The organism is Bacillus sp. FSL K6-2431 (assembly GCF_038005165.1).
Lineage (GTDB): Bacteria > Bacillota > Bacilli > Bacillales > Bacillaceae > Bacillus > Bacillus pumilus.
In genome coordinates, this window is the sequence record NZ_JBBOSQ010000001.1 from 2,941,504 (window position 1) to 2,956,945 (window position 15,442).

18 protein-coding genes are annotated in these 15,442 nt (G+C 39.8%); 10 read left to right on the forward strand and 8 right to left on the reverse strand.

From position 1 onward, the window contains the following. The first annotated feature begins 28 nt into the window (after window positions 1–28). The 3 genes from MHH40_RS14705 to MHH40_RS14715 all read left to right on the forward strand — a co-directional run bounded on the left by MHH40_RS14705 (window position 29) and on the right by MHH40_RS14715 (window position 3,434). Window positions 29–580 carry a cysteine hydrolase family protein gene (locus MHH40_RS14705; protein WP_003213138.1) on the forward strand — a complete coding sequence of 184 codons (552 nt, stop codon included), beginning with the start codon at window positions 29–31 and terminating at the stop codon, window positions 578–580. A 17-nt stretch (window positions 581–597) separates the two neighbouring features. Further along, the gene (locus tag MHH40_RS14710; RefSeq protein ID WP_003212630.1) at window positions 598–2,067 is read left to right on the forward strand and encodes a nicotinate phosphoribosyltransferase; all 1,470 of its coding nucleotides are present in this window, start codon (window positions 598–600) and stop codon (window positions 2,065–2,067) included. A gap of 140 nt (window positions 2,068–2,207) precedes the next feature. Continuing rightward, entirely contained in the window at window positions 2,208–3,434 is a 1,227-nt protein-coding gene (locus MHH40_RS14715) for an EAL and HDOD domain-containing protein (protein ID WP_050944044.1), read from the forward strand. Window positions 3,435–3,464: 30 nt separating this feature from the next. Here the strand turns inward: MHH40_RS14715 and MHH40_RS14720 are convergent, their stop codons facing one another. Beyond that, window positions 3,465–3,818: a hypothetical protein gene (locus tag MHH40_RS14720; RefSeq protein WP_050944043.1), complete on the reverse strand. Its 354-nt coding sequence runs from the start codon at window positions 3,816–3,818 to the stop codon at window positions 3,465–3,467. Between the two features lie 505 nt (window positions 3,819–4,323). Here MHH40_RS14720 and degQ point away from each other — a divergent pair. The 6 genes from degQ (at window position 4,324) to MHH40_RS14750 (ending at window position 9,142) form a co-directional block, all read left to right on the forward strand. Next, window positions 4,324–4,464, forward strand: coding sequence for a degradation enzyme regulation protein DegQ (gene degQ / locus MHH40_RS14725; RefSeq protein WP_003213123.1), 141 nt, complete (start codon window positions 4,324–4,326; stop codon window positions 4,462–4,464). Window positions 4,465–4,615: 151 nt separating this feature from the next. After that, window positions 4,616–5,539 carry a polyprenyl synthetase family protein gene (locus MHH40_RS14730; protein ID WP_050944042.1) on the forward strand — a complete coding sequence of 308 codons (924 nt, stop codon included), beginning with the start codon at window positions 4,616–4,618 and terminating at the stop codon, window positions 5,537–5,539. Further along, entirely contained in the window at window positions 5,517–5,687 is a 171-nt protein-coding gene (comX, locus tag MHH40_RS14735) for a competence pheromone ComX (protein WP_012011107.1), read from the forward strand. The genes MHH40_RS14730 and comX overlap by 23 nt, the downstream gene beginning before the upstream one ends. Before the next feature lie 13 nt (window positions 5,688–5,700). Next, a complete protein-coding gene (locus MHH40_RS14740; protein WP_044140820.1) occupies window positions 5,701–8,007 on the forward strand; it encodes a sensor histidine kinase in 2,307 nt (768 codons plus the stop codon). Between the two features lie 80 nt (window positions 8,008–8,087). Continuing rightward, window positions 8,088–8,729, forward strand: coding sequence for a response regulator transcription factor (locus MHH40_RS14745; protein WP_003213500.1), 642 nt, complete (start codon window positions 8,088–8,090; stop codon window positions 8,727–8,729). Window positions 8,730–8,752: 23 nt separating this feature from the next. Further along, window positions 8,753–9,142 (forward strand): hotdog fold thioesterase, encoded by a 390-nt coding sequence (locus tag MHH40_RS14750; RefSeq protein WP_003213775.1) that lies wholly within the window; start codon window positions 8,753–8,755, stop codon window positions 9,140–9,142. Between the two features lie 87 nt (window positions 9,143–9,229). Here the strand turns inward: MHH40_RS14750 and mnhG are convergent, their stop codons facing one another. Genes mnhG through MHH40_RS14785 form a run of 7 tightly spaced genes read right to left on the reverse strand, consistent with a single transcriptional unit; the run spans window position 9,230 to window position 15,006 of the window. Further along, window positions 9,230–9,604 (reverse strand): monovalent cation/H(+) antiporter subunit G, encoded by a 375-nt coding sequence (gene mnhG / locus MHH40_RS14755; RefSeq protein ID WP_003213369.1) that lies wholly within the window; start codon window positions 9,602–9,604, stop codon window positions 9,230–9,232. Then, the gene (locus MHH40_RS14760; RefSeq protein ID WP_003213177.1) at window positions 9,588–9,869 is read right to left on the reverse strand and encodes a Na(+)/H(+) antiporter subunit F1; all 282 of its coding nucleotides are present in this window, start codon (window positions 9,867–9,869) and stop codon (window positions 9,588–9,590) included. Before MHH40_RS14760 ends, mnhG begins: the two co-directional genes overlap by 17 nt. Further along, on the reverse strand, window positions 9,869–10,348 hold the full coding sequence (locus MHH40_RS14765; protein WP_044140819.1) for a Na+/H+ antiporter subunit E: 480 nt from the start codon (window positions 10,346–10,348) through the stop codon (window positions 9,869–9,871). Before MHH40_RS14765 ends, MHH40_RS14760 begins: the two co-directional genes overlap by 1 nt. Before the next feature lie 6 nt (window positions 10,349–10,354). Continuing rightward, window positions 10,355–11,833 carry a Na+/H+ antiporter subunit D gene (locus tag MHH40_RS14770; RefSeq protein WP_340901267.1) on the reverse strand — a complete coding sequence of 493 codons (1,479 nt, stop codon included), beginning with the start codon at window positions 11,831–11,833 and terminating at the stop codon, window positions 10,355–10,357. Beyond that, window positions 11,826–12,167 (reverse strand): Na(+)/H(+) antiporter subunit C, encoded by a 342-nt coding sequence (locus MHH40_RS14775; protein WP_003213576.1) that lies wholly within the window; start codon window positions 12,165–12,167, stop codon window positions 11,826–11,828. The genes MHH40_RS14770 and MHH40_RS14775 overlap by 8 nt, the downstream gene beginning before the upstream one ends. After that, window positions 12,167–12,598: a Na(+)/H(+) antiporter subunit B gene (locus MHH40_RS14780; RefSeq protein ID WP_034620105.1), complete on the reverse strand. Its 432-nt coding sequence runs from the start codon at window positions 12,596–12,598 to the stop codon at window positions 12,167–12,169. The genes MHH40_RS14775 and MHH40_RS14780 overlap by 1 nt, the downstream gene beginning before the upstream one ends. Next, window positions 12,595–15,006: a Na+/H+ antiporter subunit A gene (locus tag MHH40_RS14785; RefSeq protein WP_050944040.1), complete on the reverse strand. Its 2,412-nt coding sequence runs from the start codon at window positions 15,004–15,006 to the stop codon at window positions 12,595–12,597. The genes MHH40_RS14780 and MHH40_RS14785 overlap by 4 nt, the downstream gene beginning before the upstream one ends. Window positions 15,007–15,225: 219 nt before the next feature. On the opposite strand from MHH40_RS14785, the gene MHH40_RS14790 reads away from it, so the two are divergent. Next, window positions 15,226–15,435 (forward strand): hypothetical protein, encoded by a 210-nt coding sequence (locus MHH40_RS14790; protein WP_050944039.1) that lies wholly within the window; start codon window positions 15,226–15,228, stop codon window positions 15,433–15,435. Window positions 15,436–15,442: the final 7 nt, after the last annotated feature.

Genomic DNA, 15,442 nt, shown 5'->3' on the forward strand with positions numbered 1-15,442 from the left:
GTCAAAAGAGCATATGGGAGAGATGCGGATGGGCAAAGCATTGATTTGTATTGATTATACCGTTGATTTTGTTGCAGACGATGGAAAATTGACATGCGGAAAGCCTGGACAGGCGATAGAGCCTAAGATCACAGAGATCACTTCTTCGTTTATTGATGAAGGGCACTTTGTCGTCTTTGCAGTCGATCATCATGAGGAGCAAGACCTTTATCATCCAGAGACAAAGTTATTTCCGCCCCATAATATTCGCGGGACAAAGGGAATTGAACTTTATGGCAAACTAAGTTCACTATTTCACACGTCAAAGCATTTAAAACATGTCTACTATATGGAAAAAACAAGATACTCTGCTTTTGCAGGCACTCAATTAGAAATGAAACTGCGCGAGCGTGGCATCACTGAACTTCATTTAGCCGGCGTATGTACCGATATTTGTGTACTTCATACAGCTGTTGATGCGTACAATAAAGGCTTCGAACTTGTGATTCACGAGAATGCTGTAGCGAGTTTTAATGAAGCGGGGCACGAGTGGGCACTTTCTCACTTTGAGCAGTCGCTTGGTGCGAAAGTGGTTAAGTAAGGGAAGGAGAATGGAAGTTGGAGCATCGGTTTATTGACGACAGTTTATCACTACATACAGACCTTTATCAAATTAACATGGCAGAAACGTATTGGAGAGACGGCATTCATGAGAAGAAGGCAGTGTTTGAACTCTTCTTCAGAAAGCTTCCATTTGACAATGGCTTCGCTGTATTTGCTGGTTTAGAGAAAGCGATTGAGTATTTATCGGACTTCTCCTTTACCGAAAGTGATCTAGCGTATTTAAAAGACGAACTCGGTTATAAAAGCGATTTCATTGATTATTTAAGCGGGTTATCCTTTACAGGCTCCCTTCATTCAATGCGGGAAGGCGAAATTGTCTTTGCAAATGAACCAATTATGCGTATCGAGGCAACGCTTGTCGAAGCGCAGCTAATCGAAACCGCCTTGCTGAATATTGTGAACTTCCAGACGCTGATTGCAACAAAGGCAGCTCGGATTAAAGGAATCATTGAAGACGAGACAGCACTAGAATTTGGAACAAGACGTGCACATGAAATGGATGCAGCAATGTGGGGAGCAAGGGCGGCACTCATCGGCGGCTTTCAGGCGACAAGTAATGTTCGTGCTGGGAAGCGCTTCAACATCCCAGTGTCAGGAACACATGCTCACGCACTTGTACAAGCATACCGTGATGAATATACGGCATTTAAAAAATACGCTGAAACCCATACAGACTGTGTCTTTTTAGTCGATACGTATGATACCGTGAGATCCGGTATTCCGAATGCCATTAAGGTAGCGAAAGAATTCGGAGACAAGATCAACTTTATTGGTGTCAGACTTGATAGTGGTGACCTTGCCTACTTGTCTAAAAAAGCTAGAACGATGCTGGATGAAGCTGGATTCCATGACGCAAAAATCATTGCATCAAGTGATCTCGATGAACATACCATCATGAATTTAAAAGCACAGGGTGCCAAAATTGATGTGTGGGGTGTTGGAACAAAACTGATCACAGCATTTGATCAGCCAGCTCTCGGTGCAGTGTATAAGCTTGTGTCGATTGAAGAGAATGGTAAGATGAATGATACCATTAAAATTTCGTCCAACCCAGAGAAAGTGACAACACCAGGACGTAAACGTGTGTACCGCATTATCAACCAATTGAATCATCACTCAGAGGGTGACTACATTGCGCTCGAAGAGGAAGATGTTCATAGTGAGGATAAGCTAAAAATGTTCCACCCTGTGCATACATTTATCAGCAAATTTGTCACAAACTTTGTGGCGAAGGATCTACATGTCCCGATTTTCGAACAAGGAAAACTTGTATATGACAATCCGGATATTCAAACGATTCAAGCCTATGTGCAGGATAGCCTCGGACTTTTCTGGGAGGAATATAAACGAATCAGCAAACCAGAAGAATATCCAGTCGATTTGAGTCAAAAATGCTGGGATAACAAGATGCAGTTTATCCATGACGTGAAAAATAAAATTAAACTAGAGCTTTATGAAAGCTAACGTTGGAAGAAAAGGAGATCATCCAGTCAGGTGATCTCTTTTTTTATTTTTTCACCGATTCAAATTGAACCATAAGCGCAATCATTTGGTATACTGAAAGCACATCTTGTTTGTCATTGCATAAAGGAGGATTGGAGCAGTTGAGGGTGTTTGTTGCGAGACAGCCTATTTTTAACAGAAAAGAACAAGTCGTATCATACGAGCTACTTTATAGAGATAGTGAAACCAATACATATAGCGCTGAAGATGGTGACAAAGCGACAACGGACCTCATTATTAACAGTTTTTTAAATATCGGCATCGAAACATTGACAGAAGGCAAAAGATGCTACATTAATTTCACCGAAAGCTTACTTTCGTCTGATCTGCTCACCTATTTTGATCCGCATCAGCTTGTGATCGAGATATTAGAAAATGTCCCGATTACCCCGGCTCTTATTATGAGATGTAAGGAGTTAAAAAAATGGGGATATACGATTGCACTTGATGATTTTTTTCTAAGCGGATCACATTTCAGTGACAAGTTGCTTGACGAACTCCTCTATTGCATTGATATTTTAAAAATTGACTTTCTAAAGACTACATCGAAAGAACGTAGAAATATTCTACATACCTATAAAAAATATCGACTTCGCTTCCTTGCAGAAAAGGTGGAAACGCGAAGAGAATATGAAGAAGCGCTAGAAGCCGGCTTCCATTTGTTTCAAGGGTATTTCTTTAGTGAGCCGCATGTTATATCAGGACGAGCATTATCAACCAGCTTCCATGCGTACCACCAGCTATTAAATGAGCTGAGCAAGGAACAGCCGAATATCCAGGTCGTGACCCATTTTATTGAAAGTGACCTTTCGCTATCATACCAATTATTAAAAATGCTCAATTCAGGCGGCATGAGACGTCTTTATCAAATCAAAAGTATCCGGCAGGCGATTATTCTGCTCGGGTTTAATGAAATTCGGCGCTGGATCTTTATTCTTTCATTTAAAGAATTGAATGTTCAAGCCAATTCAAGCCAAAAAGAAATTATCAAAATGTCCTTCATTCGGGCGAAAACGTGTGAACTGATTGCGAGTCGTACCGAACGAGAGCACCCAGCCTCTTATATGCTGACAGGTATGTTTTCTCTCATCGATACACTTGTCAGGGCAGATATCACAGAACTTGTGAAAGAGCTGCCGCTTTCTGATGAAGTGGGCGAGGCACTGCTTGGCTATGAAAATGATTATTCATTTGTACTCGGTGTAGCCAAACGGATTGAACGAAATGAATGGGATCATGAGATGTTAGATGGGAATCTCCCGAAGCAAGAAGCCTACGGATGTTATATAGAAGCCATTGAATGGTGTCATAAAATGTTTGAATCGTAAAAGCCGCTCACGTCAGAGCGGCTTTTTTTGTTATGCCCACTGTAAAAGGAGAAAAAGTCTGCTAGAGGCGAGAGACAAGTAGATACGAATGCCTTCTGGACTAAAGCGGATGTCAATACCACTTTTCACACCGATTTGTTTCAGCATTCGGATGACACTTGCTGAATCAGAGCGCTCAGCAGCCTCCATGATCCGCTGTGCAAACGAAAGCGAGCTGGAAATCTGCTGTGTAATAAGTGAAGCATCAGCAACAAGTCGGGCTGATTCCTTTGCGGCTCGTTGAAACGAGTGGGCATCTACTGGAGGAAAAGTCATAGGCGTGCGCGAATATGCACGGCTCATTGCGGGACCTTGCAAAGCAGGATAAGGAACATAGTAAAACACATGGTCACCTCTTCTCTCATTGACGTGAAATTGGACGGATATCTGTTCTAAATGTATGTAGAAAATCAGAATAAAGAATCAAAATGATCTTTCTATCTTTATAAATCCAACATAAAAATAGGTACTTTTGCGGTCAATTTCGGTGAATGTCGCCAAAAAATTGCGGTGTCCACAATGGGGTCTGTCGTCTGACCTATAACACGCAAAACCGAGGTTATAGAAGGGATCGTATGTTCTATTGTGAGAGAAGTGTGACGAATGATGCCTATTCTTGTTGCATTAGTGACACAATTCCTTTGAAATTAAGATAAAAGTATGATTTGAAAAGTCAGAAAATGATGAAAAAAGACCTATTGAATTTTGCGGTATCACGCACACATTTTGTGCATACTTTTCGGTGAAAAAATACTCAATTACATTTACACTGTTAGTAATAGATCAAATACTTATGACCCAATCACCATACACAAATACATTGATCTTCCAAAAAAGGAGAGTGGAATCGATGGAAAAGTATGAAATCGAAGAACTTAAACAATTATTATGGAAACTTGAAAACGAAATTAGAGAAACAACGGCTTCTCTTCATAACATTAACAAAAGCATTGATCAATACGACAAATATGAATATGTGAAAATTTCTTAAAGACTTGATAATCATCAAGTCTTTTTTTTATCCAAATACATACAAAAAAAGGATATATTATTATATAATTGTTAAATAGTGATGTCAGTGGACATTTGCTCATGTCTTTTTAGTAAAATAAAAGGCGGAAGGGTGAGGGACAAGACCGAGTATGCTAAACTATCTAGAGAATACAAAAATCAAGCAGAATATGTCTGATTTTATTCAACATGCAGTCAGGCAGAAAGATTTACAACAACTGCTTCTAGAATTTACAGATATAAAGAATGAATTTCCCTTTGGGCAATTGGCTTACAAGCATTATGAGGCATTTGGCGGACAAGACAAGCAAGCGATTACACAATTGGCAGCAGGGATTGAACTTCTCATCTTATCAGCCGATATATTAGATGATATCGAAGATCAGGATAAAGATTCGTATCCTTGGATGAAATGTCAGAGCGGAATTGCGATTAATGCGGCGAATGTTCTTTTTACATTGAGTTTTGAAGTCTTTTCAAAGCTTGACCATGCAACAGAGCTGTTAAACAATGTATATTCCTATTCCATTCAGTCAATGCAAGGGCAGCATATGGATATTACACTGGAGCCGAAGAATGAGCAGGATTGTTTAGATATCATGAAGTCAAAAGCAGGATCACTGTTTGTGTTACCCTGTGTGTTAGGGGTTATTTTGGCAACAGGTTCTTTTGAAAAGAATGTAGAAGAATATGCGTATTATCTAGGTATGGCAGAGCAGCTTGAAAATGACTATTTAGGTCTTTTTAATAAAGAGAATATTGATTTTAAAAGAATGCAAACATTACCGCTAGTTTACTTGAAAAATGAGTTTAATCCATCTAGTTCAGACTTGCTAAGGTATTTTCAATCAAAGGATAAGAGTGCCGGCTCTGAAGAATTAAAGGATAAATTAAAAAAATCTGGTGCTCAACAATATGTATTTATTATGAGAAACCTTCTCAGAAATAAGTTTAAAGAAACATTCAAGAAACTACATTTAGAGGCTTCAAAAAAGAAAAAACTGATACTTTTTTTAATTGGAGATGGAGAAGATGAAAATTCAGGAATTGGTTAGTTATTTAGTGGAGAATCCTTCAACATTAAATCAAATCGTTAATGGGAACGCATCACTGCTTCACGTTGATCAAGAAACTGCAAGTATTATTGTTGACGGATTCCAGAAAGAAGACGTTATTAAAGCAATCATATGGTCAACTGCTTGAGTAGATAAATATTATGAGAAAGTTTTACTCTAAGTTAACAGTTATATTAGTTATCCTTAGCTTCATCTATGTGATTTATATCTCTTATATCAACGTATTTAATATTTTTGTTGGAGCAGCTGTTAAGGAAAATAGTCACGGTCAACTTGAGGTAGTGGATGTCGATAATTTTACAGATAGCTATCTAGCTGGAGTTAGAAAAGGCGATATCATACTTGAAGTGAATGGGAATAAAAAACCAGTTGAAGAAGTTAAAAGAGGTTTTTTAGCTAATGTTAAAAGTTTAGTCGTTGATAGACATGGTGATAAAATTGATTTAGAGAATGTAAGGTTATTGAGTCAAGCGAATCTGTTTATTTATCTAATACCAGTCATTCTTTATTCCATCTGTCTATTTTGTATATTTATGATTTTAAAAATGAATAAAGCAAACCAAAAAGAGTCAGCTTATATTTTAGCTTTATTTCTTTTGGCGGTGTCTATAGGTTATGTAAGTTCTGGTGGTTCTGGAAAAGGAGAGGCTATCAGTCGTATTCTTGTAATCGTTACAATGAATATTGTACCTCCACTATATATGCACTTTATGTATCAATATTTAAAAGAATTAGGAACAGAAATTATTCGTCGTCGAGTTCTTTTTTATTTGTATCTAGTTCCAGTTACTAACGTTTTATTAGTTTTATTCTATAAAAATAAAGCTGGACCAGTAGATCTATTAGCATATGTCAATTTACTTTCATTTTTTGTTTTGGCTTTCCTTTCGATTATTATCACTATAAGGGCTGCTAAAAAATTGAAAGACAATGAAGTCAGCAATGTACTTCGAGCATTTGCACTCATTTTAATCTCAGCATTCAGTCCATTCATGCTATTTTTTATCATTCCTTATTTTTTTGGTATATATTTTATTTCACCATATGTTGTAGCATCGTTTGTTCTTTTAATTCCTTTTTTCTTAGTCTATCAATTTATGTCAAATAAGCTGTATAATGTTGATTTCTTTATGGGGAGGATTAAATACTACGGTTTTTTAGCGATTACACCAACAATACTAGTGGTTGTTCTTTTTGATTTTATTCAAAAGCCGAATGCAAATTTCTATACAGTGAAATTTACGATCATCACGTACATTCTTATGCTCACCGTTTTCTACTTTAAAGAAATCATCGATTTCCGCTTTCGTTTGAAGCGTTTTTCAGAGAAGCATAATTATCAGGATAGTGTATTTAAATTTACACAGCTTATTCGTGAGGCGTCATCACTTCATCAAGTATTGTATCATTTAAAATACACCATCTTAGAAGTACTTGTTGTGAACAAAGCCTTTGTGCTTGAAGTGAAGGCAGATGGACAAATTGTTGAAATTGATGAATCAATAGAAGAAAGCCAGCTATGGAAAGATTATGTGGATCAATTTCAAGATATTTTAGGTGAAGTCGGAAAAATCATTGCGCTTGATAAAGGGTTCATGATGAAAATTGGTGAGCGGGGCGGTCACTCTTTTGTGATTTGCTGTTTATCTAATTTACGTACACCTAAATTGACGCGGGATGAGATTTCTTGGTTGAAAACATTGGCATTTTACACAAGTGTCAGTTTAGAAAATGTCGTCAAGATTGAAGAATTGATGGAGCATCTTGAAGATTTGAAGCAGCGTGAAGCGAACCCTGCTTGGCTGAAAAAAGTCATGTTTGCGATGGAGGAAAAACAGCGCTCCGATTTAGCGAGGGATCTTCATGATTCCGTGCTGCAGGATTTGATATCGCTGAAAAGACAGTCAGAGATGTTTTTAACGAATTTCCAAAACGATCAATGCCCAACGTCTATTGAACAATCGCTTATCTCATGGAATGAACAAATGTCTAAGGTGATTCAAACGACGAGAGAAACGTGTCATGAACTTCGGCCGCAGCTGCTGTACGATTTAGGTTTAGTGAAGGCGATATCGAAGCTGACTTCTCAAATTCAGGAGGAAGCACCATTTCATATTCGGCTGAATACGACACGCTTTGATAAGGAGCTGGACATTGATATTGACTCCCAGCTCAATATTTACCGAATTGTTCAGGAGCTGTTATCCAATGCCTTGAAACATTCTCAAGCCAGCCAAGTGCTCGTAATGCTGATTTGTATTAAAGATCAGGTTGTTCTTCACTACGAGGATGATGGAGTTGGGTTTGACGCAAGACATCTTGATCAGCACACCATGAGCATGGGCCTTTCTGGCATCAGAGAACGAGTCAAGGCGTTAAATGGGAAGCTTCACATTCATACCGCACCTGAAAAAGGGCTGAAGGTGAAAATTGAAATGGAATTGTAACGATTTATTAAGGAATAAGACTTGGCATCTGCCAAGTCTTTTATATAAAATGGAAGTGAGTGATTTAAAGGGAGGAAGACATGAAGAAGATATTGGTCATTGATGATCATCCGGCTGTCATGGAAGGGACAAAAAGCATATTAGAATCAGATCAGCAGCTATCAGTCGATTGTTTAAGTCCTGATGCAGAAGCCGCCTTTTTAAAGACGCATGACTTTTCCATCTATGATGTGATTTTGATGGATTTAAATCTCGGGGATATCAATGGAATGGACATTGCGAAACAAATTCTAGAAACCAACCAACAAGTGAAAATCATCATTTATACAGGGTATGAAGTAGATGATTATTTTGAAGAGGCCATTCGGGCTGGATTGCACGGTGCAATTAGTAAAACAGAGACAAAAGACAAAATTATTGAATACATACACCGCACATTGCAAGGAGAAGTTGTCATTCAGCTATCCTATTTAAAGAAATTAATTTCACAGCAGCAAGAAAAGCCAGAACAGGCTCAGGAGACCGATCACGAGCTGTTAACAGAGCGAGAGTGTTTGATCCTGAGAGAAGTGGAAAAAGGATACACGAACCAAGAGATTGCCGATGTGCTGCATTTGAGCAAACGCTCGATTGAATACAGCTTGACGTCCATCTTTAATAAGCTGAATGTTGGCTCTCGAACCGAAGCGGTGTTAATTGCAAAATCTGAAAGTGTGCTGTAAACGTGTGAAGGGAGAGAACCCTGATGGAAGTGAGTGGATCAAATACACTGCTTGAGGCACTGGGGATTGAGATTGTAGAGTGTAATGAGTCTCGATGCGTAGCGACAATGCCAGTTGATCACAGAACAAAACAGCCATTTGGACTGCTACACGGAGGAGCTTCTGCTGCTCTAGCAGAAACAGTGGCAAGCATGGGAGCTGCGGCTCATTTAGACTTAACTCAGCAAGTTTGCTCAGGGATTGAAATCAATGCCAATCACTTAAAATCTGTACGTGATGGAGTAGTGACAGCGACGGCTGTTCCTGTACATGTCGGGCGCCGTACAATGGTATTTCAAATTGATATTAAAGATGATCGAGACCGGCACATTTGTACGTCAAGATGCACACTTGCTGTCATTGATCGCATATAAAAAAAGCTCCCGGTGCAGCGGAAGCTTTTTTTAGGTTGAATTGATTCATAAAAAGAAGATCCTCGCATGTGAGGATCTTCTTTTGGTTTATAAGTACGAGTCTTCTTTGCGTTTAATCACGAAGTTACGAAAACCACCATAATCATCTTGTACACTTCGTTTGTCCATCTTGACACCAGTATTGTAGGCGGCTCTTCCGATCAAGTGTGCGCCGACTGGAGCTGTTAAAAAGATAAAGACAATCCCAAGTAGGATCTTCGCAGAAATAATCCCTGCAAGAAACCATTCGTGAAAGAACACCCCAACTAATATGAGGACAACCCCAAGTGTCGATGCTTTTGATGCAGCATGCATACGTGTATAAACATCCGGCAGGCGAAGAACGCCAATGGCTGAAATGAGACAAAGGATGGCGCCAAGCAGGATAAAGAAAATGACAATAGCTTTAGCGATGACGATCATTTTCAATCACTTCCCCTTTCTCAAGGAATTTGGAAAAAGCGACAGTGCCGATAAAGGCAAGGATACCGAGCAGTAAAATAATTTCAAAGAACGTTGTCGTTTTCAGCAAAATAGAAACGATAGCTGTCATCCCAATTAAATTGATTCCTATCGCATCAAGCGCACTTACACGATCAGGAATAGAGGGCCCTTTGATAACCCGTATCACAAAAAGAAAGGTGGACAGCGCAAGAATGCCAAGTGAAATTTGTAATATGAGCTCCATTACTTACCGCTCACCTCCTGAATCGCTTTTTCAAATGAAACCCGGATATCGTGAATGGCTTTTTCTGCATCTTCAATATCCATCGCATGAATGTATAAAATGGAACGATCATCAGAAATATCAATGACGAGTGTACCTGGTGTCAATGTAATCATATTAGCCAGTATGGTGATTTCCCAATCCGTTTTCAAATCTGTACGAAAGGCGAAAATACCGGGCTTAATGGTGAGCTTTGGAGATAATACGGTCTTTAATACACTTAAATTGGCAAGAAGCAGCTCCCGAATAAAAATCAATACGAGCTTGAAAATTGCAAACAGGGCATAGCCGTAAAAACGCTGCGGGAAAAACCGCCGAAGCATAAAAATGGCGACCATCCCTAGTACAAAGCCTGATACAAAGTCTGCGGCTCTGTATGTATCATTCATAAACATCCATGTAAAGGCGAGGAGAGCGTTTAGTAATATTTGAAAGGCCATGTTCATCTACTCCTTCAGCACAGCTTGAATATATTTTTCTGGTGTTGAGAGCATTTCCGCTGCTTGATTGATATAAGGGGCAATGAACTCTGTCCCTAACCCAATGGCAAGCGACAAGATCACAAGCAGTACGCCAGGGTACACCATTCCTTTAATCGACGGTTTCCTTCTTCGCATATCTTGATCCTCGCCCCAAAATGCGAGTATGAAGATCCTCATAATCGAATACAGGACAAGAAGGCTGGACATTAAGACAAGGATAGAAAAGGTCATGTGTCCAGCAGAAAATCCACCTTCTACAATCTTTAGCTTTCCAACAAACCCACTCAGAGGAGGAATTCCTGCTAGGGATAAAGCCGAAATGAAAAACATCCACCCTAGTAAAGGCTGAGATTGAATCAGTCCGCCCATCTTTTTCAAGTGATTGGTGCCAGCATACACAAAGAGTGCACCTGCCAGCATAAATAAAGCGCCTTTAATCACCATGTCATGAATGAGATAATAAATGGCCCCTTGGAGTGAGGCGGGTGTATTGGCTGCAATCCCAAACAAAATGACCCCAACTGCTGTGACAATGTTATAGATGACGATCTTTTGCACATCAGAATAGGCAATAGAGCCAATCACACCGAATATCACCGTTAGTGCGGCAAACCAAGCCATGAGTGTATGTGTAAACCCTGTATCATGTATAAAAATTAACGTAAAAACTCTGGCAATCGCATATAAGCCAACCTTTGTCAGCAGTGCACCAAATAGAGCAGAAATAGCCGCTGGCGGTGCATGATATGATCCTGGCAGCCAGAAATAAAGCGGGAAGATCCCAGCTTTTAAGCCAAATACAATGAGAAACAGAATAGAAATGACAGTGATTAATCCTGTTTGCCCTGATTCAGCTATTTTCACGCTTAAATCAGCCATATTCAAAGTGCCCGTGACTGCATATAAGCAAGCGACACCGACAATAAATAATGCCGACGAGATGATATTAAATACAATATATTTGAGTGATTCTCGAAGCTGAGGCTTTGATCCGCCTAACACAATGAGCATATAAGACGCCATTAGCAGCAACTCAAAAAAGACAAACAGGTTGAAAATATCGCCTGTTAAAAAGGCCCCACTTACGCCAGCTAACAAAAATTGTACGCCAGAGTAATAGAAAAGCCGCTCCTTTTCCTTCCCAATTGTTTGAAAGGAGAATAGAACTGTCACTAGCCCAACAACGGAAGCGGTGAGCACAAGGAGCGCAGCAAACTGATCGGCCACAAGGGCAATCCCAAATGGTGCTTTCCAGCCTCCTAAATAGAGAGTTTGAATCCCATTAGTAAAGATGGTTTGGACTAAATACAAATTACAGACAATGGCTAAGAGCGAAGCAAACACACTAAAGCCTCTCGACAGCATGATGTTCTTATTCATAAAGATCAATAGTGTAGCAGCTAATAATGGAATTAAAATTGGCAGGATCACGAGATTATTCATGCTGATCATTTCCTCTCATTTGATCCATGTCATCTGTTCGCAGCTCTTGGAAGGCACGGAAGGCCATGACAAGTAAAAAGGATGTCACACCAAAAGCAATGACAATGGCTGTTAAAATTAATGCTTGTGGTAATGGATCTACATAGGATGTGAGCCCCTCTTTTAAAATAGGTGGAGCTCCTTTTTTTAAGCCGCCCATTGTCAAAAGAAGCAAATGGACGCCGTGACTTAAAACAGCAGTACCGACGATGACCCGTAGAAGGCTTTTTGAAAGCATTAAATAGGTCGCCGCCATAAAAATAATACCGACGATTATAGACATTAGAAATTCCATTATTCCTTCTCTCCAATCGTTTGAATAATGGTCATGGTGACACCGACAACAACTAAATATACACCGATATCAAACAGTACGGCTGTCGCCAGTTCTGTTTTCCCTAAAAACGGCAGTTGAAAATAATCAAATGCATGGGATAGAAAAGGTGCACCGAATAGAAAGGATCCCATCCCCGTCAGGATCGCGACGAGCAGCCCGGTCGCTGCAACATAAATAAAATTAAAGGGCAGAATACGTCTCACTGTTTTCAGATCGTAGGCTAAAAGCAGAAGGACGACAGCACTGGCACTCATCAGGCCGCCAATGAACCCCCCGCCAGGATTATTATGTCCCGCAAGAAATAAGTGAAGGGAAAAAAGCAAGATGATGAATGCTGTGATTTTTGTTGTGACTTGTAAGAGCATATCATTCGTATCAATCTTCCTCATCGCCGCACGCCTCTCTTCCGTTTTCCTTGTGCCTGTGCCTTTAATAATCCATAAATACCGAGTGCCGCAATGGCAAGTACGGTAATTTCAAAGAGTGTATCAAAGCCCCTGAAATCTACAAGAATGACATTGACAATGTTGTCGCCGCCAGCAAGTTTATAGCTGTTTTCAATAAAGTAAGTTGAAATGGACTCAAGTGACTGCTGACTTGTGGAAGCAAAAGCAAGACAAGTGACAGTGAGACCAACACCTATTGAAATGATCAAATTGGTTAATTTGAATTTTCTCGTTTTTTGCTTTAAGCTCAGCTTCGGTAAATGATAGAAGCAAAGTAAAAATAGTGCGACAGAAATCGTTTCAATAATCAGCTGTGTCAGGGCAAGGTCAGGTGCCCTGAAAATCACGAAGAATAATGACAGCGTGTATCCCATGACACCTAGAGCAATAATGGCAGTTAAGCGTGAGCGGGCGAATACGGTCGTGACCGTCGCCGCCACCATCACAAGTGAAAGAATGGCTTCATACGTGCCAATTGGCGCAGCTTTTTCTGTTTCAAATGAGAAAGCTTGCTGATAGAACATCACGCTGCCAAGTACAATAATCATGAACCCAAACACATAGACAAGGTAATCACGAAGGAAACCGGTCATATAACTGTTTGTCAGGCGGTATGAACCTTTTTCTAAACCGATTAGAGAACGATCGTATAACGTGTTAAATGACCATTTTTCCTTAAATATATTGTACATTGGACGCCATTTTGACAACGTCAAATATCCGATGATTCCTAAAGCGACAACACCCATTGTCATATAGAGCTCTGGCTTAAAGCCGTGCCATGCTTCAATTTTGACAACAATGCGTTTTCCAGGATCAACCGCATCAGGGATAATGGCTGCAATTGCAGGTTCAATGACAGAATAAGCTAGAATATTTGGGAAAAAGAAGAAAGTGACCACAAGTGCAGCGAGAATGATTGGCGGGATGAGCATGCCAATTGGTGCTTCATGCGGCTTTTTCTCTAATTGATCTAACTGAAGATTGCCTCTAAATGTTTTAAAGAGAAGCATCATACTGTAAATGAACGTAAAGACACTAGCGAGCCAAGCAATTGCTGGAAAAATAGCGCCCCATGTCGAAATATCTGTAAAGCTGATCTCAGAAATACGTAACATACTTGTGAAAAACAGCTCTTTACTTAAGAAGCCGTTAAATGGCGGTAGTCCAGCCATTGAAAATGTACCGATTAGCGTAATCGTAAAGGTAATCGGCATGATGGTCATTAAACCACCTAATTTCCGAATGTCACGAGTACCTGTTTCGTGATCGATAATACCTGCTGCCATAAAGAGACTACCTTTAAACGTAGCATGGTTAATGAGGTGAAAAATAGCAGCAAGAACGGCTGCGCCAAAAAAGGCAGGGTTGTTTTCATGAATCGCAGCTGCGCCGACGCCAAGCATGAGCATAATCATGCCGAGCTGACTAACTGTCGAGTAGGCCAGAATGGCTTTCAAATCATTTTGCCGGACGGCATGGAATGATCCCCAGAATAATGTGATAAGTCCGACAATGGATATGGTCCAGAACCACACCTCTGATATAGCAAAGATCGGACTGAAGCGGGCAACAAGATAAATACCGGCTTTCACCATCGTAGCAGAATGCAGATAACTGCTCACAGGGGTAGGTGCTTCCATTGCATCAGGCAGCCAGATATAGAATGGGAATTGCGCTGATTTCGTAAAGGCACCTAGTAAGATCAGGATCATGGCAGGGATAAAGTAAGGTGATGCCATAATGAGCTGAAGCTGATTGACTGCTTCACGAATACTGAATGAATCAGTGATCAGGTAGATGAGGATGAAGCCACCAAGCATAGCTAATCCGCCAAAAACAGTAATAAGCAGTGATTTGGTTGCACCATATCTAGAGCGCTCCCGCTTATACCAATACCCAATTAAGAGGAAGGAAGAAATACTCGTTAGCTCCCAAAACAAGTACAGAACCACCATATTGTCAGAGAGAACCACACCAAGCATAGCGGTCATAAACATTAACAAATACGTATAGAAAGAGCCAAGCTGTTCTTTTTCTTTTGATAAGTAGAAAATACTGTACAAGACCACAAGTGCGCCAATACCTGTAATTAATAATGCAAATAACAGGCTAAGGCCATCGACATATACAGTAAAATTCATCCCTAAAGATGGAATCCATTCAGCTTGTGAGAAAAGCGTTCGTCCATTCGAGGTAATGTGTAACATTTGGATGAAATAGGTGAATAAAAGAATCGGCAAGATGAGAACAAACCACCCTGTATGTATACGCCTTACATATTTAAAAAGGAAAGGTACAACAAAGGCGAGTAAAAAAGGTGATAGGATGGCGAAGTGAATAAGTTGCAAGAAAATGAACCTCCTTTGATCAATATAAATTCACGTTCTAAAGAACTGGTAATTAAAATTATATCTTAAATACAGCCATAGTGCATTGGTTTGAAACGATTTCGAGCAAACTGTATTTGTTTTGGGTTCTTTTGACCACAAAAATAATTTTATCAAAAATGAAACTCATTGTATATTGTTTTGTTTTTCGTACATGCTTTTCTTAAAGGAGCTGATTAAATGAAACGAAAGATCGCCATCAGCTTAAGCATATTCTGCACGATTTTAGGAGGAGCATTCTTGATTGACCGAAATGATCAAAAAAGGTGGCAGGAAGGCAGTGAATGGCCGCTATTTTCTGAGCACCTTTTCCGCATGAGCTATCAGGAAACTAAGCTGTATCCTTTTCAGCCTAGGGAATATTTACGAATTGTATTAGCTGATGAATAAAATCATA